We start from the raw sequence: 20,497 nt of genomic DNA on the forward strand, positions 1-20,497 counted from the left end.
TATATATATAAGGAGAAGGAACCATGAATAACAAAGTAATCTCCGCTGAAGAAGCAGTTAAGAAGGTCAAAGACGGAGACACGGTGATGGTCGGAGGTTTTCTGGCAGGAGGCTTTCCAGAGGACCTGGTTCGTGCGCTTGTCGACACCAATCCTGCCAGCAATCTTACGATTGTTTCCAATGACACAGGCACACCGGAATTATCTATCTATAAACTTGTAAAAAGCGGCAGAGTAAAGCGGATTTTTGCATCCTATATCGGCTCCAATCCGGAAACGGGAAGGCTCCTGATGACGAAAGAAGCTGAGGTCCAACTCTTCCCGCAAGGCACGCTCGCTGAAAAAATACGCGCAGGAGGAGCCGGTTTGGGCGGGGTTTTAACACCTGTAGGTGTAGGCACCGTTGTAGAGGAAGGAAAACAGAAAATCAAAATTGATGAAAAGGAATACTTGCTCGAACTGCCGCTCAAAGCCGATGTGGCATTAATTAGAGCCCATAAGGCTGATGAAGCGGGGAATCTTGTCATCAACGGCTCTTCACGTAACTTCAATATGGTTATGGCTACAGCGGCAGAGTATGTAGTTGCTCAGGTAGACGAATACGTAAAGACGGGTGAAATTGACCCCAATCATGTCAACGTTCCCGGAATATTTGTCGACGCAATTGTAAAGGTGGGTGAAAACGCATGAATAACAGAGAATTTATTGCTCGAAGAATAGCCCAGGAATTCAAAAATGGTGAAGTTGTCAACCTTGGTGTCGGATTGCCTACAATGGTAGTGGACTATATCCCCGAGGACATTCATATTATGCTGCAGGCGGAGAACGGAATCCTCGGTGTAGGCCCCAAAGCGGCTCAGGGAAAAGAAAGGCTCGATTGTATCGATTCAGGCGGAAACTACGTTACAACTATGGAAGGAGCATGCTTTTTTGACAGTGCACTTTCATTTTCCATCATCCGCGGAGGGCATGTGGATATCACCGTGCTGGGCGCCCTGGAGGTCGATGAGAAAGGCAACCTTGCAAGCTGGATGATCCCAGGGAAAAAGGTGCCAGGCATGGGGGGAGCCATGGATTTGGTGGTCGGAGCCAAGAGAGTGATTGTAGCCATGGAGCATGTGAACAAAAATGGAGCTCCGAAAATACTGGAACAATGTAAACTGCCCCTGACCGCTGTAAATGTTGTAAAGACCATAGTAACCGAAAAGGCTGTCATCGATGTTATTCCGGGTCAAGGGCTGATGCTAAAAGAAATTGCTCCGGGTTTGTCGGTGGAAGATGTTCAATTAGCAACAGAGGCTAAACTGATGGTTTCACCACATTTGAGGGCCATAGCAGTATAAAGGTCATCCTAGAAAGGAACCAGCTGCACCTTCAAATTAACTTGTCTGGCGTTTAACATGCTCTCTCGACTGCATTTATTATTACAAATAAGGTTCGCTAATTGCTCATTGAGCAATTGCGAGCCTTTTTTTGTTGGAGTGGGACCTTTCAAGCAGCATTCTGCGATGAAAGACTACAGCTGTCCAAGATCTTTCTACAGCTATACCCCATACTATGGAAAAAAATCTGTTTTGGTGCTCCTCTTCTATTGTTCTTCCAGACGATCCACACGGACGGTTTGGGTATTGGTGGGTCTGCTACCTATCTGTACAGTGGCCATACCGTTCGCTTCGTCTACATGCTCAATCCAGATCGGTTTACCATCCAATTGTACGGCAATATTTTCAGATGAATCATAAATAGCTTTTGCTCGTTCCACGTTCATGCTATTCTTCCCCTCCTGATTGTTGTTGTCTGCATTCATTCAGAAATATAGTTCACCTAGTCTTCATCTATAATCCGTTCAACATCTAATGAAGGGATGCTATGAGAAGGCGAAGTTGAAACTACAGCCTCCAAATCCACATGAGCCACAGCTATGGGAAAAGGCGGTTGGATTCCATGGGAAAGGGCAAACTCTGGCGGCAATGCATCCTGTTCTCCTCCGGCGGGTCCCCGAAAGGCGACATGGTTTTGACCTACACGATGCCTGATTTGCCGAGGAAAGGATTTTCCGGACATAAATTGTGTACCTCCTTTTGAATCGGATATGCCTTACTATGCACCAAAATTGTTGTAACCATGCGCAAGCAGAAGTAATTCGCAGTCTTCATTTGCACCTCATACAATCACTTGTACGAAGCATACTAAGTGAAAAATCATATGCTCATATCCCGGGGTGACCGGAATCGAAGGTGCAAAATGCGGATTTAAGAAAAGGGGGACTGGCGGTATGCATACGGTCTGGAAAGGCGCAATCAGCTTCGGGCTGGTTCATGTGCCCGTTAAAATGTTTTCAGCGACGGAGGATAAGGACATTTCCATGCGTTATATTCACAAGGAGTGTGGAAGCCCACTTAGCTATGTACGAAAGTGTCCCGTTTGTGATAAAGAGGTTGAGTGGGAGGAAATTGGAAAAGGCTACGAATATGAAAAAGGAAAATTTGTCATGTTCGACAAGGAGGAACTGGAGCAAGTTAGCGGACAAGCGGATAAAAATATTGTCATTTTAGATTTTGTGGATTTGCAGGAAATTGATCCGATTTACTTTCAGAAAACCTATTATTTGTCCCCGGATCAAGCTGGCTCCAATGCGTATAAGCTGCTCATGAATGCGATGAAGGATACCGGGAAAATCGGGATTGCCCAAATCTCCATCCGCTCTAAAAGCAGCCTGGCGGCTATTCGGGTGTTGGATGAATGCTTGGCGGTGGAGACGATGTTTTACCCAGATGAAATTCGCCCCATTGCTCAAGTTCCTAACTTACCGGGGCAGGAGGAGGTTAAAGAGAAGGAGCTAACTATGGCAAAAATGCTGATCGAGCAGCTATCTACACCTTTTGATGCAGCGAAGTATACGGATCAGTACCGCGAGCGTCTGCTGGATCTCATTCAGCATAAAGTGGCTGGTGAAGAGGTGCGAATCGCCCCAACACAACCTCAGACCAACGTAGTAGATTTAATGGCCGCCCTTCAGGCCAGCATCGAGGCAGTGCAACCTGTCGTTACCGATCCCGGCCCTGCTGCGAAAAAACGTCCTGCGCGTAAACCAGCAGCCCCAACAGCACAGCAGGCTGTTGCAGGCGAGAACATCTCTCCGACTCCAGTCAAAAAGAAAAGAAGCACTGCCAAACGTAAAGAAACTTAAGCTGAGTTACAGAAAAGTCTGGCTAAGGGGTGGCGGTGAGACTGCTTTGATACGATAGTAGCTGACTGAACGCCCCCCGCTCCTCTTGTTCCAGTTGGCGGTAGTTCCCCTGCTGTATGACCTCGCCTTGATCCAGTACGACAATTTGATCCGCATGTCTGATGGTTGACAGGCGGTGAGCGATGACGATCAACGTCATTTGACCTTTCATCCGTTCCAGTGCTGCCTGAATTGCGGCTTCATGCTCACCATCCAGCGCACTTGTCGCTTCATCTAGTATAAGTACCGGAGGATGATGCAAGACAGCCCGTGCTAATACTAGCCGTTGACGTTCTCCTCCAGACAGACGAATCCCGCGATCTCCAATGACCGTGTCCAGCCCTTCGGGCAGTCTGGATACAAAGCTGTCTGCGGCTGCAAAATGTAACGCCTCCCATAGTTGCTGCTCACTAGCATCCTTATCTGCCAGCATCAAATTTTCGCGGACAGTCGCATGAAATAAAAATGGGTCTTGTGACACGTAGCCAAACGACTGCCGCCACTGGGGCAACAATTCGTCGTCCAGAACAAGCCCGTCTATTGTAATCTGCCCCCCAGTTGGACGTAAAAAACCCATCAGGACATCGACCATTGTACTTTTACCTGCTCCCGATTTCCCTACAATGGCTGTCATTCCCTGGGCGGGTATGAACAAATTGATACGACGCAGCGCAGGCTCTGCTGCACCATCGTAGCGATAACCCAGATGGCTGCATTCAATTCCATGACGAAGGGACAGGGGTTGCCGTACAGCTGCAGATGATAGATTGAATACCGATGGATCGGAGAAAGCTTCGCACTCTTGTTGCACCTTGGTGACACTTTCAAAAGCGGAGATCATAGACATGATGTATTCCAGACTCGCTTGAATAAGGGCAAATCGAGGCCATAAGCGGGAAAATATAAGAATCAGTACAATCAGTTTTTCAGATGTAACATGCAACCACTGCAACGATATAAATATGACACAAGCGACAAAAACAGCTGCCGCTGTACGATGAAAAAACTGTGTGGTCGCATTTTGCCGGACAAATTGGGTCGTATTATCCTCCATTCGTTGTGTCAGGGAGCGAAACCAATAGATATTCGCCGCTTCCAACAGATTGCTTTTAATATCTTTCATGCCGTTCATGTGATCCGTAATTCCAGCAAAATAAACCTGCGACAGCTCAGTCGTACGATCACCTAATTGTTTGGCATTTCGAATGGAGCGGCGGAACACGACAAACAGCCCCAATCCACTCAGAAATACCAGTCCGGTTAAAGAGGGGGATAACCAAAAAGCCAGCGCAATCTGGATCAGCGTAAACATGACGGCTGTAGTCAGTTGAAGAAGTAAATTCGTTCCCTGACTGACACGCGCCAGCTCAGTCGTCATCACATGGCTAAAATCAGATTTACGCTGACGCAAATAAAAAGCCCACTGCGCCTTCATAAAGGAAGTGTACACGTCTACTCGCAGAGAACGCATAAAACGCTGCTGAATCCGCGAATTCAGGATGGATTGGTAACGCTGAAGCAAAGCCTGCCCTGTAAGCAGCACTACAAAAACCATCAACATCCCCGGCAACAGCCAGCTTTTAGGAATGAACGCCAAAAAATGATCCAATCCATCAGACAGAAATGGCATCCCTGAATGACCGACAAATACGCCGATGGCCGCCAGCATAGGAACAAGCATATAAATGCCAAAACCCTCCAGCAGGCTAACAATGATCATACATCCAATATTGAGAAATAACGCACCGCCGTTCACGCTATACAGCTTTGTCATATATAATCGCAGGTGAACCATAATGCACACTCCTTATCGAGTCAGTGCTTTGAAAATCGCCGCTTCAGCCAAAGAAATGGACGTAAAGGGATATACAAAAAATGCAGCTGGCGAGGCAGTGGAAAAACGGCCGAATCCCCCGTAGAAGGAAATAAACGGCTGATGAGGTACCTTAGTCTGTGTCTTGGCTCTTTTAAGGAAAGCAAGTAAGTGCGGCTGACCGGCTGATGGGCAGCCGCCGTGTTTCTGGTCATGACTTGGCTGGAGGCGACAGCTGGAGTAATGGGGGCACAACTGGTAGCGGTGCTCATCGGGCTATAGTCGTCGTTACTGGCACCTTCTGTGATGCTAGTAACGCCACTGGTGGCAAGCATGGCTGCTTCGCCACAGGTACTACACAATGAAGGACCGCCATCCAGAGGGGCGGCCTCCGCTTGCTCCGCCAAAGCTCTGCTGCGCAGCAGCTCTGATGGAGCAAGCCTACCTGTACCCGACCCGTGGGCAATCGGGTATGGTGCGGGAACGCTGGCCTGCATGAAGGCCAGCGCGCTCAGCGCGAGCCTGTGCGCCTGCCGGGTAGCCGATACCGGACGCATCGGCTCTGGTATCGGCGTACCCAACAGCGCAGCGGCGAGCGCCCAGGCCTGCCCGCCAGCAGGCAGGCCCCCGTAGCGGCGCATCATCGGCAGTAGCGCCTCCCAATCGACAGCACATACCGCAAGCCTGTCGATGTCAACCAGCCAGCGCAGCCTGAACCAGCCGTGACGCGCACCATGCGCACTCAAGTACAGAAATTGATGCTCGCTGCCAAGCGTATACATACAGGACGTCATCGCAGTCCTGTTGTCGGCAGGTGCCAACGATACCATCCGACCGGCTCCTGTAGCTTTACCCATTTGCCGACAGCTCCACAGCTCGTCAAAAGAGGGTTCCCCACCCCCATCCGGGTGAAGACGCCAATGCAACTCTATCTCTACCCGTTTTTGCGGATGGAGGTAGGATGCATGATGGTCCTTCCATTTCCAACTGCCAAGGACACGCACTTCTCCGCTCTTGGACGCATATCCGGCTTCCTTCATCCAATGCTCAGCCTCATCCATATCGTCAGGGGCAATGAGTAAATCGATGTCTTTGGAGGTACGCAGAGAAACATCCCCGTACAATTGCTGTGCCAGAGCAGGACCCTTCAGTATAAGCACACGGATTCCATGAGTTATGAGCAGCCTGGTCAGACGCCCGGCTTCTGCTTGAAGATGGAGCATGCGAAGCGTGTTTCGATGATATTGCGCCTGAAGGTTTCGCAACAATTCTGCGGGAATGAACGGATGATTCAATGTTTTCAGTTGGAGATACACCGTAGGTACCACTCGATGGTGCTCGGTCAGACGTAAAAAGCGGCCCCAATCTATCTCACGCAGCTGGGTAGCAGCAGTCTTATCCTGCCAATGAGAAAAGTCTTTCCCCAATAGAGTGAGTAACAACGTTAATTCCTGATCCTCATTCCAATTCGCAAGTTCCAAAACAGACTTGGTGGGCATGCATTCTTCTCCTTCGATTCTTTGGACTTCTTTTGTCTCATCGCATTAAAGCAAAGAACTACCTTTATCTTCCATCTTTGTATTTGTATCCGTCACAGCACGTCTCCCGAATATCCCCACCACCGTAAATGCTTCCATCTCCCGTTTCCCCGTTACATAAATCGGTCCGCTACGTACCCATGCATGTGCGGCCAAGCGGCCAGCGGCATTTTTGGCTGTGCCCAGATACAGCGTGCAGTCCAGTTTTCTACGTCCCAGCAACGTCATCGCCGCAGCGGCTTGTACAAGACAACTACTGCGCCAAGGAGTATAACGGCTTGCCAGCTCCACAGCGTGCGAAATCTGCTGAATGGACTTCTCCTGCCCGACATCACACTGCCATGGAGTTTCTTCCGTACATATACCCCAAACCCTTGAGTAATCCCCAAAAGAACGACGCTGGCGCAGCCTCGCCCATCCCAGCTCCAGCCAAGCTTCCGGCAACAATCTCCTGACCTCTGGAGACAGGAGAAGAAGCCGTTGTATCCGCATGTTATACCGACTCCCGTAGAAGCTTTAACAGTCCTTCCCGCTCCAACTCAGCCACAAAGGTGTGTACCTGCTGTCTGCACTGTTCCTCGTCCACCTCATATTCGTTCGTCAGGACAGTTACGATATCGCCAAGTGAAGGACCGGATTCTGCCAGTTCCCAGATTCGTCCTCCTGTGAAGCCTAAGTTGTAATATTTACCAGTGTTAATACTCATCATCACTTTTTCCCCGTCCATATCACTGACGTAGACCTCTTCACCGTAAATGACGCGATAATGGTCTTTAGCTGGATTAGTGGCTGCCATAACTCTTTTCCTCCTTACGAATGATATCAAGTACCCGTTGTACAACCTCGGACGCAGTAAAGACGGAACTATCCCTCAGCAGCCGCCAGCCCTCTACTTTACGAGCCATCCTAGCCGCTGTATCAAACGACCATTCACTCAAACCCATTCGCGGAATAATCACCCTACGATATGTATGTTGTAGTAATGTATGCAAGCACTCCAGAACGTTCAAGGGCTGTTCCGTAACTGCCACTAACTCCCCTTCGCGCATCGACGCACGGATTGGAGAATCTGCCACTAGCTCAAATACGCCCCCTAAGGGCAGCGGATCGTTAAAAAATTCATCTACGGCGGGTACGGCATATTTATTCAGCTCATCTGCAAGCATACGCAGATCTCTGTATTGTGGCATTACAGAATTGCCATCCGTTAGGGACCGTATGTGATTTATTGTGCGTGCATGCTTGTTCTCCCGTAAAGCCTCCAGTTGGAGCAAGCTATCCAATCCCAACTTTTGCTGCGGATAAGCTGGATACACGATGGCTGAGGAAGCCGTAGCTTCTACAGCAATCACGTCATCACTAACCATCTGATAACCTGCCTGCCTAAAAGTAGCCGCCAGTGTCGATTTCCCCGTACCCGATTCACCCACAAATGCGTAGGCCCTCCCCCCAATGACGACCGCACTTCCGTGAATAGGTAATATTCGTCTTTGCATCAGCAGAACACCCATGCACGTACCCAGCACAAATAGCCGCACGGTGTCAGGATCGGCCCCGGAGAATATGCTTACCTCGATTTCCTTGCCTTCCCTGACGGCATAAATGGCCGTGCCTGGTATTTGGAACATAAATCGTTCATCCAGCATCACAAAATTGGCCTGTTCCAGCTGACCACTCCATGCAGTCAAATCAGCCTGTCGAATGACTACATCCTCTACTGCTTCCGGTGCTGCCAGAAGCAGCTCAGGCAGATTCAGTTCACTGGCAATCCTGAGTCCAAAGGCTGTATATTTCGTCCAACTAACATTTGCACTCCTGTCATGCACGGTAGGACTCACTCCTCTGTCCTTAAAAATCCCGTCTTTATTTCTTGGGCAAAACCTCTAACCCGAAAGAAATAAAGACGGCTCTGTATTGAATACGAGTCCAATGGATTATGCTATTTTCGTTCATTTAATCGTTATCGGCCGACTGTCTAGCTTCCAGTCCAACATCGGCTGCATGTATAACCATCTATTAGCTTGGATTATAAATATCGGCATCGTGGTCGGACACCCAATCAATCTGTCTCCAGCCTTTCCCCGCCATGGTCTGGCTAATATCCAACACCTCTATCGTCGGTTCCTGCCATTCTTTTTTACTCATTTCATCACCTCCCCTCCAACGAATGACGAACTGTCCGCCCAGATCAATCTGAATCAGTTCAATCCACAGAGAAAACGGTACACGATCAGGCTATGCATTAGTAGTCGTATATTGGGATCAGACGCCTGTTCAGGGCGGGGGTGGCGAAGTTTCGCCATAGCCGTCTTTATTAACTCAATATTGAGATATTCAGCCGCTCGTAAATCATGACACATCAGTTGAAGCTCCCCCATAAACATATCCCAGCAAGGAAGCATACGATGTAGCCAATCGGCAGGCTGCACGCCGCGTACCCGCTGGTTCAACCGAACATCATCAGGTAGATGATCACGCATGGCTTTACGAATGAGGGCACGGTCCCGACCGTTTTGCACATACTGCTCAAAAGGCACCGATAAGCAAAAACGAATTACCCGGCTGTCCCCGGTCGGATCACGTTCCCATAGGCCATAACGTAGTGAAAGTTTGGTCGCAACCACACCATTTTTGTTGGCAATCGCCAAATTTGAGAACTTCTCTTTTCTCGTCTGATCGGCATTTTTTATCCAACCTGTTCCGCTCAATACAGGAATATCTTCTACATGCATCCGTTTGGCAAACTCCGGGTGAATCAGGGAAGGAACAGGACTTCGATTGCTACGCCGCAACCATGAAAGAGATTCAAGTGAAGTTGCTTTTTTCAACATTACGGGGAGTAGATGTGACATGCGCCTGCCCGTAAGCTTGCTGTACCGCCACAATCCCTGAAAGGATTGCAACCAGTGCAAACGACGAAACTGCCGGGCATAATAGTCTAGTGCAGGGCCCCACGATACGGTAAAGTTGCCTCGTGCCCCGGTCAACAGTACACCGACATTGTGCTCCTGTGCTTTTTCGTAAAAACCTCTGATCCAGAAGGAGTTTTCAAAATATTTGTAGGGTGCTTCCATGAGTTCCAGCCAAATATTAATTTCTGAAAACGGACTTTTCCCCTCAAAATCCATATAATTCTCGTGAATGTTGCCTACATAGCGAGCCGTAGACTGAATATAGCTTCGTTCGTTCGCCAGCAATGTAGGCGGTGTCCAGTCTGTAAAATCTTGAACAGGCACATAGCTGTAGGCATGCAGCGGCTTTTGTTGCAAGTGCAGCGATGGCGCGGCAAAGCTGGCAACCGCTCCAGAATCCAGCCCTCCGCTTAAGGCAGCCCCTACAGCGCGATGCGTCCGTAGTCGGGCAGTGACCGCTTGTGTGAACACCTCGCGGAAAGCTTCTATGTACTCGCCCCCTGTTTTGAGCCGCAGTGGCTCTACCTCATCCAGACATGCATATTTATGAAGGGTTCGCTTTCCCTCCTCCATAGTGAACCAATGTGCAGGAGGAAGCTGGTTGATATGCTTGTATGCGGTCGTTCCGATATCGACGGATTCCTGCATGGCGCGGATGGACAAAAATTCGGCCAGCCATGGCTCATACAATTCTTTTCGCAGAGAGGACAGGGCCAAAAGCGGAGCGACTACCGTGCTAAACGCGAATCCTCGGTCATGCTGGTAGATGTACAACGTACGATTGCCTGTCATATCTCGAGCACCATATAATCGATGTTCCTTGGCATCCCAAATAACAAAGGCAAAATCACCTATCAGATAACCGGCTGCATCCACTCCCCATTTGTCATATGCCAGCAAAATCAGCTCGCTGTCCGTGATATCTTGTCGCCGTTCCTGCTCAACTCCCAGCCGTTCAAACAACTCGGAACGATTGTCAATAATTGCATCCGCTGTGATTGCCAAATCTCTTAGCTCATCATGGAAGGGAAGACGCTCATGAACAGATTCCGGGGTCACATGCTGGGCATGACAACCCAAAAAAATAGAGCCTTCACACCAAGCGCATACGCGGTCAGCGGGATATTTTCGCAAGGCTTGCATCATTTTCCCGCCTTCTTCGGTGCATACGGACTCATGCCCAAAGCTATAGATTCCGGCAATCGCACTCACGTTCTTCCCCCTTTTTCTTTTCCTATACTTGATAACACTACAGACGCCAAGCGCCCGAGCTTACGGGCAAAGAGGCTGCGATATCGGAGACCTTGATTTGGGCGTTGATAGCTTTGGAGCTGAGCGATAAGACGGTTCCGCTCCTCATAGCTATGTGCCAACCTGTTTTCCAGGGATTGAATCCGCCGATCGTTCACGATCTGGTCCACATGCATCCTTGCCGGATCTTGAGATGCAGCATGACGGGTTGCATTTATCACGAGTTCTCTGTTATCTGCATCCTGTTCTTGCAGCATCCGATAAGCTGCCTTCCATTCAAAGCCGCTTTGCTGGAGGAATTGTTGTGTACGTCGACTCAGCAACTCTATATCCGGCTCATCCTCAAAGCGGACTCCAGTCATCTGCTCAGCCTGCTCCAGCTCTTCCGCGTAACCAAGCTGCTTAAACATGCGGGACCCAATGCTTCTGCAATACAGCTCAATTTCCGTTTTACTCAACAAGTGTTGCCAGCTATGTACCGAATCTTGATGCGCCTGCTCATGCTCTCCTACGAAGGGATCACCCGCTCCCATACTATAAAAAAGACTGGATTTGGGCGTATCCACAAAGTCCCCGTACTTTTCCATCCCCAGCTCATACTTGATTCCCAGAAAACCGCACAGCTTCTCGATCTCCATCGTTGGATTGGATACGAGTTGTTCATACCTAAGCGGGTATGCAAGTGGATGAGGTGTAGCAAAATAATGAGCATAACGGAATAAACCAACCGTAATATCCGTCATTTTCATATTAAAATGCGGACCCCCCAGTTCCTCCAGCAGTTGAAAACGTCCATGCCGTAGCTGATTAACCTTTTTGAATGAGGCCACAATGGCCAAAGGATTCCGGATAAGCCACAGCCTGCGGGCAGCAGGGAATAAACGGTCTATAAATTCTAAAACCGTATAGTAACGCGGGGATTTGTCGATAAGCATATCTGCTGTTGTTCCTTGAAGCAGACCATTATATATTTCAAGTGCATACGAACGGGAGGCCTGCTCCAATACATCGGGGGGGACCATACCTTCAAAAAATTGCCGAAGTATCCCTGTTCCTCCATATGGCCGTGCATGTGACTGAGGAAGATCATATAAACTGAGCAGAAACCACATTTCCTGCGTGGCAAACAGGCGGGAATGGTTTTGCAAAATGGCGGTAAGCAGCGAGCTTCCACTCCGAGGGACACTTAACAGGAATACCAGCCCTCCGCCTTGCTTTTCAATCAAGCAAACTCCTCCTCTACCTCTGCTCAAGTCCCTTTAATAGATACATATCGTATTTTTTATTATAAATTTATGATACATAGTGTATCTTGTCAATCCCTTTGATGGATAAATTCAGCACTTCACGTTCATGTTAAACCATATGTAGATCTATGAGCTCAACAATCAGCCTATAAATAAAGATTTTGCTGCATATTAGCCAAAGGAGGATAGCACTATGGGACAAGCTGTTAAAGGTACAATTACCATTGAAGGTCAGGAAATTCCTATCACAAACCCAGATAAACCGCTGTGGCCTGAAGCAGGCGTGACTAAGGCGCTATATCTTCGCAAGCTCGCGGTATTGGCTCCCTTCCTGCTCAAATATTGCCATCATCGTCTGCTGACCGTCATCCGCTGGCCACATGGGATTCATGGTGATTTTTTTTACCAAAAAAATGCCCCACGTCCTCGGCCAGACTATATTGAAACCGCTCTGCATGATGGTATTGAATATATTGTGCTCGGCAAATTGCCACAACTTCTCTGGCTTGGTAATCAAGCTGCGTTGGAATTCCATCCCTCTCTGCATGAAACGGGAAGCAAGCTGCCCTGTGAATGGATGATAGACCTTGATCCATCCAGAGAGGTGGAGCCACGTATTATGGAGGCCGCCTCTATTGTCGGTGAAGTACTGGCTTCGCTTGGTTTGGATTCCGTCCCCAAAACATCCGGGGCTACAGGTGTACAAATTATCGTTCCGATCCGTACAGGCATAACCTTCGATGAACTTCGCAGCATTGGGCTATTAGTCGGGCAGTTTGTGACAGAAAAGCACCCGCATCTGTTCACACTCGAACGGTTAAAGAAGGATCGTGGAACAGCCATCTATTTTGATTACTTGCAGCATTATCAGGGGAAAACTCTGGCCGCTCCTTATACCCCGCGGGCACGCCCCGGTGCTACGGTCTCTACTCCGCTAACCTGGGAAGAGGTACGGCAAGATGTCTCACCACTTGACTACCATTTGCTGAATATTGAGGAACGACTAAACCAGGTAGGCGACTTAATCGACAAGGTTCCTCCCCAGCCCGTAGAAGACGTCCTCAAGCATATGCGCACCAAGGCACACCGAACCTGATCCATGCTTGGAAGAACAAAAAAGGGGACGAACCCCGCAGCCATTAGGCTGAGAAATTGTCCCCTTGCGCTAGTGTATTCCTTTTTTCTTAAAGCGTCCGCCCTTCACATCGTGAATGTTACCGATCGCAACGAAAGCGTGCGGGTCCCAATCTTCAACGATGCTCTTCAGCTTCGCTTCCTCCAGTCGGGTAATGACAACGAAAATCACTTTCTTGCTTTCGCCCGTAAAGCCGCCTTCACCTTCCAGATAAGTGACGCCCCGTCCAAGACGGTCTGTCAGGGCATCCCCGATATCACGGTATTTTTCACTAATAATCCAGACCGATTTGGACTGATCCAGACCCTCAATTGTAATATCAATCATTTTCATGGCGATATAATAAGCAATCATGGAATACAGGGCATTCGGCCAACCGAACACAAAACCTGCACTTCCCAGAATGAAGATATTAACGAACAGTACGATCTCACCGACCGAAAAAGGAGTTTTTTCACTGACGAGAATAGCTACGATCTCTGTCCCATCCAGCGAGCCGCCGGACCGAATTACAAGACCCACCCCAACACCGAGAATGACGCCCCCAAAAATAGCGCCGAGCAGCGGTTCGCCAGGAGTCAATGCACTTACATTGTGAAGTAACGCGGTACCGATGGACATCACAATAATGCCGAATAATGTGGATAAAGCGAAGGTTTTACCGATTTGTTTATAGCCGATAAGTAAAAATGGAAGGTTCAACAGGGTCAGGAAAATGCCGAGTGGATAGCCAGTAATCTTGGAGGCCATGATGGAAATACCTGTAACGCCTCCGTCAATAACGCCGTTAGGAACCAGAAATATTTCGAGGCCCACTGCCATAAGCGCCGCACCGAAAATAATCATGGCCGCACGCTGAAACAGGCGTTTTGCTTTGTTCTTCGGATTAGCTGGAATTTTGCTGATCTTGGTCAACTCTCCGGTCACATCTGTGATCTCAGACAGATTTTGGACTTCCTTGCTCACTACACTCATATATAAATCCCCCCGTTACAGTATGGTATATTGGACCGAAAAAGGGGCTGCTATCCGCAGTCCCCTCTCCTTTACCGCGCTTGTGTTATATGAATAGTATACCATAAAACTGCGATTTTGCGCAAAAAAGTTAGCAAAGAGCACATAAATCACAATAAAGTGGGATTATAGCGATAAAAACGTCGAAAATCGCCTTTAAAGGAGTGGAGAGAGCATGCGAGTTAGAATTTCAGCTGTTTTCTGAGATCGAGGCCGTCTGCGGAACACGTTCAAATCAATGCGTGAGGAGTTGGAAATGTCCTCTGCAAAATCTGCCGAAAGCCGTTCCAGCGCTGAATTAGCAAAAACTACAGCGGTCAACTCAAAATTATAGAAAAAGCTGCGCATATCCATATTAGCGGTCCCGACCGAGCCGAGTAAATCATCGACAATCACCACTTTGGCGTGAATAAATCCTTTTCGATATTGGTAGAACTCCACCCCTGTCTCCAACAGTTCTTGCACATAGGATAAAGACGCCAGATGAACCAGCTTCGAATCTGATTGGTAGGGAATAATGATTTTCACATCTACGCCACTGACTGCTGCCAGCTTGAGCGCCTCATGAATCCCCGGATCAGGAATAAAATACGGCGTCGTAATCCAAATCCGCTTTTTGGCAACCGTGAGCGCACCAAAACACATTTCCTGAATCGTATCCCATACCTGATCGGGACCGCTGCTCAAAATCTGTACTTCCTCATCCCCGGTGCAGGTATGTGGAGGAAATAAATTCACATCCATCAATCTCTCCCCTGAAGCCAGCTTCCAGTCGCTAAGAAATGCATTTTGGAGAAAATAGACGCTATCTCCTTCAATCTGCAAATGCGTATCCCTCCAAAATCCCACTTTGGGGTATTTTCCGAGATAATCGTCGCCTATGTTAATCCCACCCACAAATCCAATCATGCCGTCCACCACCACGATTTTCCTGTGATTGCGATAGTTGATCCGGCGATCCAACGTGGCGAAAAACGGAGGTAGAAAATAATGAAATTCCACTCCCGCCTCACTACAGGTACGAATAAAGGAATAAGGCAAATTATAGCTTCCTACACCGTCCACAACGAATCGTACCTTTACTCCCTCACGTGCCTTGCGGATCATGACCTCTTGAAACTTTCTTCCGATTTCATCGGCCCGAAATATGTAAAACTCCACATGGATATGATGTTGGGCTTGTTCCATCGCTGTCAGCATAGCCTCGAAGGTTTCTTCACCGTTCGTCAGCACACGTGTGCGATTACATCCAGTCAACGGGTTTTCCGACATGCGAATTAACTGGTTAAACAGGCGCTCCTGATGCTTGAAATGAGGATTATGCATTTGCTCCACATGTTCAATCACTTTGGATTGCGCCCACAGACGCTCGCGAAATTCACGAAACAGCTGCGATCCCCCTTTTCGGACCATTTTGCGCTTCTGATAATCCTGTGCAACAAAGTAGTACACGACAAAGCCAATGAGCGGGAAGCAAAACAAAATAAAGAGCCAGGCTACCGCTTTGGACGGCTTGCGAAATTCAAAGAGCAGGATCGTCCCGGTCTGAAAAATAAAAACAATTAAAACCAACAGCAACCACAGCATGTCTAAGCCTCCTTATATATCTTAGGATTTTGCAAAATCCTCATCTACGTTTTATACTAAGCTCCAATTTTTTTGACATGTTTGCCTCTTAAGCTGAATAGATAGTAACCAAGCACTATAGGAGCGATGTCCGGAAAGGAGCGATTATGAAAAAAGGAAGCCTAAATCGCCGGATGACCCTGCTTGTTATTCGGGATGCACAGCAACCGCCCAAGCAGCTACAATGCTCTACTGCCGCTGTCATTCTCGTCCCGACTCTTGTGATCGCGTCTATCTCTACACTCGTGATTGGGCTGCAAATCCGTTCTTCCCATATTATCTCCCAAATGGAAACGAATCTTGCTGTCCAGAGTTTGCAGATGGAGGTCACGGTAGCGGACAAGGATGCAGCCATTGGGCGACTACGGCAGGAAGTCATGGAGCTGACGAATCAAGCCACCAATATTCGTGAACGCCTTCAGCGCGTAACAGAGCTGGAACAACAAATGCAGCAATTCATTCGTAAACACGGAAACTCATCTGCCACAAGTAACCATAAAAAGACCATGACGCCGCTCTCCTGGGATGCTTCCGGCCATATTGGAGGTGAACTGATCGCAGTGCATGAAAATACTGCCCTCCTAACTCGCCAGGCAATGGATGATTTTCAGGAGATCGAATCTCTGTTGGACACGGTGGAACGTACGGTTCCCCGCTCTATTCAGCAAGCAAATGCCGTACAGCAGAATCTGGAGCGCAAACAAGCCGCACAGCTACTCCAGACCCGTAGGCTGGCTCTTGCCGAACAAGGGAATCCCTCCGTTTGGCCTGTTGGTTCACGGCGAATGACCTCCAGCTTCGGCTATCGCAGCGACCCTTTTACGGGTAGATCTGCCTTTCATTCAGGCGTGGACATTGCCGGACAAACCGGTGATCCTGTCTATGCAGCAGGAGCAGGCACCGTCTTGGAGGCTGCTTCTAGCGGAGCCCGCGGCAAGTGCATCATCATCCAGCATTCTGACGGACTCCAGAGCTGGTATATGCACCTGAGCGGCATGCAGGTGGCTCCAGGAGATCGTGTCCACAAAGGACAGACCATCGGTCTGTTAGGAAGTACCGGGAGAAGCACGGGACCTCATCTGCATTTTCAGATCGTCAAGCATAACCAACCTGTCGATCCATTACTGTATGTACAATGAGGACTTTTCAAAATCCTTACAATAAAAGATTGGGGGAAAACCATCATGTTCAAGGAATCCAAAAAAAAGCTCTCCGCCCCAGCTATGGATACACTGCTCGCTAATGGCACCAGCTTTGAAGGTACAGTTGAGGCAGAGGCCAATATTCGGATTGACGGTCATTTTCAGGGCGATATCCGCAGCACTCGTACTGTCGTCATTGGAGAATCTGCTGTGGTACGTTCGGACATCATCGCACAAGACGTCATTCTTGCCGGTAAGGTGTTCGGCAGCATTACTACAGAAGGACGACTGACCATTACGCCGACAGGTGAACTGTACGGAAATACGGCGACCGCTGCATTGGTCATATCTGAAGGCGGTGTACTGGACGGCACAAGTCAAATGAACCGAACAAAGGATGTAGAGTTGTCAACTTCTACGGATGAGTCAAACGACGAAACCCAATCTAGTTTCAGCAAAAACAGGGAGGACAGCCAAGCCGATCTGCAATCCGAAGCAGGGTAAAATCAGTATACACTCCATTCATTCCATAATATCCTCCACTCTGCGTTCCAAAAATAATTGGTACACCTTACGTATGACAATTTTTCCGCACATATACAATGGAATCACCAAAATGATGCCCAGAATCCCGAGCAGGTCGCCACCAACCAACAGTAAAATAACGACAGTCAACGGATGAATATCCAGCTGTTTGCCAAAAACTATAGGTGACAGCCAATTATCCTGAATTTGCTGTGCAGCAATCACCACGACCAGCGACCAGAGCGCCATCGAAGGTGATTCGAGAAATCCAATAATAACTACAGGTATAGAAGCAGCCACTGCCCCCACATAGGGAATAAAATTAAGAAAAATCGAAATAACGGCGAGCAGCAAGGCATAAGGCAAACCAATAATTAAAAATCCAAGGAACATCATCACACCCAACGCGACATTGATCAGCACCCGACTCACGATAAAGCTGCTAAGCGCGCTATCGATATCTTCCATGACCTCCAACGCGTCTTTGTGATATTTTTTAGGAAAGAAGTTTAGCATTTTAGGGCCAAACTTGCTTCCTTCCTTCAGCATGTAATAGAGCAATATGGGAAAAGTAGCCAATACGATAAAAAAGTAGGATACGAACGATACTAGCTTTACCGAGTAATCAGACAGTGTCGAAAAAGCTTCGTTCAACGTATCTGACAGTTGTGACAGCGGGTCTTCACCCGGAGGCAGCACTTGTCTCAAGGATTGATTATGCCGCCATTGGTTCAATTGATCAACCAGACTTTTAATGAGCTTCGGCGCATTTTCAAATAAATTGGTTACCTGATCACGCAACGTAGGCCACACACCCCATGAGAAAACAAACAATAACACTCCAATGACCAAATAAATCAGCAAGATGGAGATAGATCGTTTGATTTTTCTACGTTCCATTACATCTACAATCGGCCTCAATAAATAATAGAGGAAAAAAGATAGCATCAACGGTACAACCAGCAAGCTGACCAAAGATACGAGAGGACTGAATATAAAGCTTACTTTGGAGCCCAAGTAAATGATGAGTAATAGCATGACAATACCAGTAGTCAGACGAAAAAAACGATTATTTTGCAGCATATCATGCGGCCCCCCTCTGTTCTGTTCTCTCTACCTCTTTAAACGCAAAATGACCCTATTGATTGATTGTTGCTGAAAATAGATTACAATATACCCCTACACGCAGAATGTGTAGCAAAAATGACATATATACAGGATAAAATAGTGTTAAATGAGGATTTTGCAAATTCCTGAAATAATAAAAGGACGTCCAAATGCTAGGCATTTGAACGTCCTTTGTGTTACTCTATGGCACTTCCATTTAGGTCGAAACATCCCGTTTTACGAAAACCACCCAGGCAATGGCGATAAAAATCACATAATAGGCGGCCAGCACGGTGAGCGAAAAGGTTAGACTGGAACTTACTGTACCCGGCGGCATATCTAGATATTTTTTCAGATCCATATGTGTAAATAGTACGTATTGGGTCCATTCATAACGATCTGTGCTGAACAAGCCAATAGAGTTATAGACTGTTTTGGTGAACATCATGAACAACGACAGCCCAATCGCCAAGGCACTGGAACGAAAAACTGCGGATAGCATAAATGCAAAGGCCATCGTCACGAATAAGGCGATATAGCTATACAAAAAGTTCAGCGTTACATAAGATATCGGATCACTGAACAGCGGAACAGAACCCGCTGGTGCATCCTTGGATAACATCAGCCATGAGGACAGCGTAACCATCAAGATCAAAATGATCGTTCCGAGCAAACTGAACAAAATCACGGATATATACTTGGACAACAATATTTTGCTGCGAGTCCAAGGTCGGATGAGCAACAACTTAATCGTTCCCCAAGTAAATTCACCAGCCACCGAATCAGCGGCTACAATGACCGTAAACGTCGTATTGAGGAAAAATGTAAACAACGTTGTCAACGCAATTCCATCCCACACACTGACCTGATCGGAAACCAGGGAAATCAGCATCGGAATCGCAGCCGTGATGACCGCCAGCAAACCCAGCATAATCCATGTGCGCACACGCAGGTAAATTTTCAGATTTTCGTTATGTACCAGCTTGAAGAAATCAGCCAATGAACCCGCCTCCCGTCACTTCCAAAAATTGATCTTCCAGCGTACGGGCAATCGGGCGAATCGCATATACTTTAACTCCGTTTGCAGCCAGCAGGCTGTTCATCTCTGCGATCTGTTCCCGCTCCAAGTGAAGCAGCAGTTGATTGCCTTCGACGCGCCCTGCTCCAGCAAGCGCATAAGCTTGCTCGGCATCATTTACCTCAAAAGCAATTTCTGCCGTCTGCACTTCCTCCCCTGTATTCTTTAGCTGCTTGATATCAACCAGCCGTCCGCTCTGAATAATGGCTACACGGTCGCACATCAGCTCCATCTCGGACAACAAATGGCTTGATACGAACACGGTAATTCCTTCCGTACGGGTCAATTGACGCAAATAATCCCGCAGTTCTCGAATACCCTGCGGGTCCAAGCCGTTGGTCGGCTCGTCCAGCACGAGCAGCTTCGGTCGATGCAAAATCGCCTGAGCTACCCCAAGTCGCTGCCGCATCCCCAGCGAGTAGGTTTTTACTTTATCATGAATTCGGTTTCCGAGTCCCACCAAACGAATCGCTTCATCCACGCGCTCTTGGGTCACCCCAGGAGACATTCGCGCAAAATGCTGCAAATTTTGATAGCCTGTCAAAAACTTGTACATCTCCGGGTTCTCAACAATTGCGCCGACATGGGAAACGGCCTTTTCAAAATCGGTATTAATGCTGTCTCCACAAATATGAATATCGCCCTTGCTGATCGAAATCAGGCCAACCATCATACGGATGGTAGTCGTTTTTCCCGCACCATTGGGTCCGAGGAAACCAAATACCTGTCCCGCCGGAACCTCCAGCGTCAGATCATCCACGATCGCTTTTGAGGAAATGATTTTACTCACACCCTCCATACGTATGACGGGAACCTGTCCTGTCGCTTGCTGCATACTATGAAACTCCTTCCATCCGGAGTGAAGCTGTTATCCATTTTAC

At 48.1% G+C, this 20,497-nt stretch carries 21 protein-coding genes; 6 read left to right on the forward strand and 15 right to left on the reverse strand.

The genetic code is table 11. The annotated features are described in order from the left end of the window. Window positions 1-23: 23 nt before the first annotated feature. Together NLX73_RS14770 and NLX73_RS14775 are read left to right on the forward strand one after the other, a co-directional pair. Window positions 24-689 (forward strand): CoA transferase subunit A, encoded by a 666-nt coding sequence (locus NLX73_RS14770; protein WP_235307615.1) that lies wholly within the window; start codon window positions 24-26, stop codon window positions 687-689. Then, window positions 686-1,342 (forward strand): 3-oxoacid CoA-transferase subunit B, encoded by a 657-nt coding sequence (locus NLX73_RS14775; RefSeq protein ID WP_165176411.1) that lies wholly within the window; start codon window positions 686-688, stop codon window positions 1,340-1,342. Before NLX73_RS14770 ends, NLX73_RS14775 begins: the two co-directional genes overlap by 4 nt. Window positions 1,343-1,587: 245 nt before the next feature. Here NLX73_RS14775 and NLX73_RS14780 read toward each other — a convergent pair whose 3' ends face one another. Together NLX73_RS14780 and NLX73_RS14785 are read right to left on the reverse strand one after the other, a co-directional pair. After that, on the reverse strand, window positions 1,588-1,767 hold the full coding sequence (locus tag NLX73_RS14780) for an H-type small acid-soluble spore protein (RefSeq protein WP_250243683.1): 180 nt from the start codon (window positions 1,765-1,767) through the stop codon (window positions 1,588-1,590). A gap of 56 nt (window positions 1,768-1,823) precedes the next feature. Beyond that, window positions 1,824-2,063 (reverse strand): hypothetical protein, encoded by a 240-nt coding sequence (locus NLX73_RS14785; protein WP_061829618.1) that lies wholly within the window; start codon window positions 2,061-2,063, stop codon window positions 1,824-1,826. Window positions 2,064-2,274: 211 nt separating this feature from the next. On the opposite strand from NLX73_RS14785, the gene ku reads away from it, so the two are divergent. After that, window positions 2,275-3,189: a non-homologous end joining protein Ku gene (gene ku / locus NLX73_RS14790; RefSeq protein ID WP_013309197.1), complete on the forward strand. Its 915-nt coding sequence runs from the start codon at window positions 2,275-2,277 to the stop codon at window positions 3,187-3,189. Between the two features lie 22 nt (window positions 3,190-3,211). On the opposite strand, the gene NLX73_RS14795 is transcribed toward ku, so the two are convergent. The 8 genes from NLX73_RS14795 to NLX73_RS14830 all read right to left on the reverse strand — a co-directional run bounded on the left by NLX73_RS14795 (window position 3,212) and on the right by NLX73_RS14830 (window position 11,968). Further along, window positions 3,212-5,023 (reverse strand): ABC transporter ATP-binding protein, encoded by a 1,812-nt coding sequence (locus NLX73_RS14795; protein WP_254326532.1) that lies wholly within the window; start codon window positions 5,021-5,023, stop codon window positions 3,212-3,214. A 20-nt stretch (window positions 5,024-5,043) separates the two neighbouring features. Beyond that, entirely contained in the window at window positions 5,044-6,540 is a 1,497-nt protein-coding gene (locus NLX73_RS14800; protein ID WP_254326533.1) for a nucleotidyltransferase domain-containing protein, read from the reverse strand. 45 nt (window positions 6,541-6,585) lie between these two features. After that, window positions 6,586-7,071: a lasso peptide biosynthesis B2 protein gene (locus NLX73_RS14805; RefSeq protein WP_254326534.1), complete on the reverse strand. Its 486-nt coding sequence runs from the start codon at window positions 7,069-7,071 to the stop codon at window positions 6,586-6,588. 1 nt (window position 7,072) lies between these two features. Further along, the gene (locus NLX73_RS14810) at window positions 7,073-7,375 is read right to left on the reverse strand and encodes a lasso peptide biosynthesis PqqD family chaperone (RefSeq protein ID WP_025720436.1); all 303 of its coding nucleotides are present in this window, start codon (window positions 7,373-7,375) and stop codon (window positions 7,073-7,075) included. After that, complete coding sequence (locus NLX73_RS14815) at window positions 7,362-8,405, reverse strand: dephospho-CoA kinase (RefSeq protein ID WP_254326535.1); 1,044 nt, start codon at window positions 8,403-8,405, stop codon at window positions 7,362-7,364. The genes NLX73_RS14810 and NLX73_RS14815 overlap by 14 nt, the downstream gene beginning before the upstream one ends. Before the next feature lie 190 nt (window positions 8,406-8,595). Next, window positions 8,596-8,724, reverse strand: a complete 129-nt coding sequence (locus NLX73_RS14820) for a paeninodin family lasso peptide (protein WP_134902123.1) — start codon at window positions 8,722-8,724, stop codon at window positions 8,596-8,598. Between the two features lie 53 nt (window positions 8,725-8,777). Further along, complete coding sequence (locus NLX73_RS14825; protein WP_254326536.1) at window positions 8,778-10,703, reverse strand: asparagine synthase-related protein; 1,926 nt, start codon at window positions 10,701-10,703, stop codon at window positions 8,778-8,780. Continuing rightward, window positions 10,700-11,968: a sulfotransferase family protein gene (locus NLX73_RS14830; RefSeq protein WP_250267688.1), complete on the reverse strand. Its 1,269-nt coding sequence runs from the start codon at window positions 11,966-11,968 to the stop codon at window positions 10,700-10,702. The genes NLX73_RS14825 and NLX73_RS14830 overlap by 4 nt, the downstream gene beginning before the upstream one ends. A gap of 214 nt (window positions 11,969-12,182) precedes the next feature. On the opposite strand from NLX73_RS14830, the gene ligD reads away from it, so the two are divergent. Beyond that, window positions 12,183-13,085 carry a non-homologous end-joining DNA ligase gene (ligD, locus tag NLX73_RS14835; RefSeq protein WP_061830254.1) on the forward strand — a complete coding sequence of 301 codons (903 nt, stop codon included), beginning with the start codon at window positions 12,183-12,185 and terminating at the stop codon, window positions 13,083-13,085. A 69-nt stretch (window positions 13,086-13,154) separates the two neighbouring features. On the opposite strand, the gene NLX73_RS14840 is transcribed toward ligD, so the two are convergent. Continuing rightward, window positions 13,155-14,099 (reverse strand): YitT family protein, encoded by a 945-nt coding sequence (locus NLX73_RS14840; RefSeq protein ID WP_013309188.1) that lies wholly within the window; start codon window positions 14,097-14,099, stop codon window positions 13,155-13,157. A 195-nt stretch (window positions 14,100-14,294) separates the two neighbouring features. Continuing rightward, entirely contained in the window at window positions 14,295-15,725 is a 1,431-nt protein-coding gene (gene cls, locus NLX73_RS14845) for a cardiolipin synthase (protein ID WP_250267687.1), read from the reverse strand. Window positions 15,726-15,871: 146 nt separating this feature from the next. Here cls and NLX73_RS14850 point away from each other — a divergent pair, with 146 nt between their 5' ends. After that, window positions 15,872-16,903, forward strand: coding sequence for a M23 family metallopeptidase (locus NLX73_RS14850; protein ID WP_250267685.1), 1,032 nt, complete (start codon window positions 15,872-15,874; stop codon window positions 16,901-16,903). Window positions 16,904-16,948: 45 nt separating this feature from the next. Next, a complete protein-coding gene (locus NLX73_RS14855) occupies window positions 16,949-17,410 on the forward strand; it encodes a bactofilin family protein (protein WP_061830256.1) in 462 nt (153 codons plus the stop codon). An 18-nt stretch (window positions 17,411-17,428) separates the two neighbouring features. Here the strand turns inward: NLX73_RS14855 and NLX73_RS14860 are convergent, their stop codons facing one another. From NLX73_RS14860 to NLX73_RS14870, 3 genes are all read right to left on the reverse strand, one after another. Next, entirely contained in the window at window positions 17,429-18,514 is a 1,086-nt protein-coding gene (locus tag NLX73_RS14860; protein WP_254326537.1) for an AI-2E family transporter, read from the reverse strand. Between the two features lie 241 nt (window positions 18,515-18,755). Next, a complete protein-coding gene (locus tag NLX73_RS14865) occupies window positions 18,756-19,538 on the reverse strand; it encodes an ABC transporter permease (RefSeq protein WP_250267682.1) in 783 nt (260 codons plus the stop codon). After that, window positions 19,531-20,451, reverse strand: coding sequence for an ABC transporter ATP-binding protein (locus tag NLX73_RS14870; RefSeq protein ID WP_061830259.1), 921 nt, complete (start codon window positions 20,449-20,451; stop codon window positions 19,531-19,533). The genes NLX73_RS14865 and NLX73_RS14870 overlap by 8 nt, the downstream gene beginning before the upstream one ends. Window positions 20,452-20,497 lie beyond the last annotated feature (46 nt).

This window comes from Paenibacillus sp. CH40 (genome assembly GCF_024213605.1).
Taxonomy (GTDB): domain Bacteria; phylum Bacillota; class Bacilli; order Paenibacillales; family Paenibacillaceae; genus Paenibacillus; species Paenibacillus polymyxa_B.

Excerpts from the sequence above, each read along its gene's own strand:
- NLX73_RS14770 (WP_235307615.1), top strand. The coding sequence starts at position 24 with ATGAATAACAAAGTAATCTCCGCTGAAGAAGCAGTTAAGAAGGTCAAA.
- NLX73_RS14775 (WP_165176411.1), top strand. The coding sequence starts at position 686 with ATGAATAACAGAGAATTTATTGCTCGAAGAATAGCCCAGGAATTCAAA.
- NLX73_RS14780 (WP_250243683.1), bottom strand. The coding sequence starts at position 1,767 with ATGAACGTGGAACGAGCAAAAGCTATTTATGATTCATCTGAAAATATT.
- NLX73_RS14785 (WP_061829618.1), bottom strand. The coding sequence starts at position 2,063 with ATGTCCGGAAAATCCTTTCCTCGGCAAATCAGGCATCGTGTAGGTCAA.
- ku (WP_013309197.1), top strand. The coding sequence starts at position 2,275 with ATGCATACGGTCTGGAAAGGCGCAATCAGCTTCGGGCTGGTTCATGTG.
- NLX73_RS14795 (WP_254326532.1), bottom strand. The coding sequence starts at position 5,023 with ATGGTTCACCTGCGATTATATATGACAAAGCTGTATAGCGTGAACGGC.
- NLX73_RS14800 (WP_254326533.1), bottom strand. The coding sequence starts at position 6,540 with ATGCCCACCAAGTCTGTTTTGGAACTTGCGAATTGGAATGAGGATCAG.
- NLX73_RS14805 (WP_254326534.1), bottom strand. The coding sequence starts at position 7,071 with ATGCGGATACAACGGCTTCTTCTCCTGTCTCCAGAGGTCAGGAGATTG.
- NLX73_RS14810 (WP_025720436.1), bottom strand. The coding sequence starts at position 7,375 with ATGGCAGCCACTAATCCAGCTAAAGACCATTATCGCGTCATTTACGGT.
- NLX73_RS14820 (WP_134902123.1), bottom strand. The coding sequence starts at position 8,724 with ATGAGTAAAAAAGAATGGCAGGAACCGACGATAGAGGTGTTGGATATT.
- ligD (WP_061830254.1), top strand. The coding sequence starts at position 12,183 with ATGGGACAAGCTGTTAAAGGTACAATTACCATTGAAGGTCAGGAAATT.
- NLX73_RS14840 (WP_013309188.1), bottom strand. The coding sequence starts at position 14,099 with ATGAGTGTAGTGAGCAAGGAAGTCCAAAATCTGTCTGAGATCACAGAT.
- cls (WP_250267687.1), bottom strand. The coding sequence starts at position 15,725 with ATGCTGTGGTTGCTGTTGGTTTTAATTGTTTTTATTTTTCAGACCGGG.
- NLX73_RS14850 (WP_250267685.1), top strand. The coding sequence starts at position 15,872 with ATGAAAAAAGGAAGCCTAAATCGCCGGATGACCCTGCTTGTTATTCGG.
- NLX73_RS14855 (WP_061830256.1), top strand. The coding sequence starts at position 16,949 with ATGTTCAAGGAATCCAAAAAAAAGCTCTCCGCCCCAGCTATGGATACA.
- NLX73_RS14860 (WP_254326537.1), bottom strand. The coding sequence starts at position 18,514 with ATGCTGCAAAATAATCGTTTTTTTCGTCTGACTACTGGTATTGTCATG.
- NLX73_RS14870 (WP_061830259.1), bottom strand. The coding sequence starts at position 20,451 with ATGCAGCAAGCGACAGGACAGGTTCCCGTCATACGTATGGAGGGTGTG.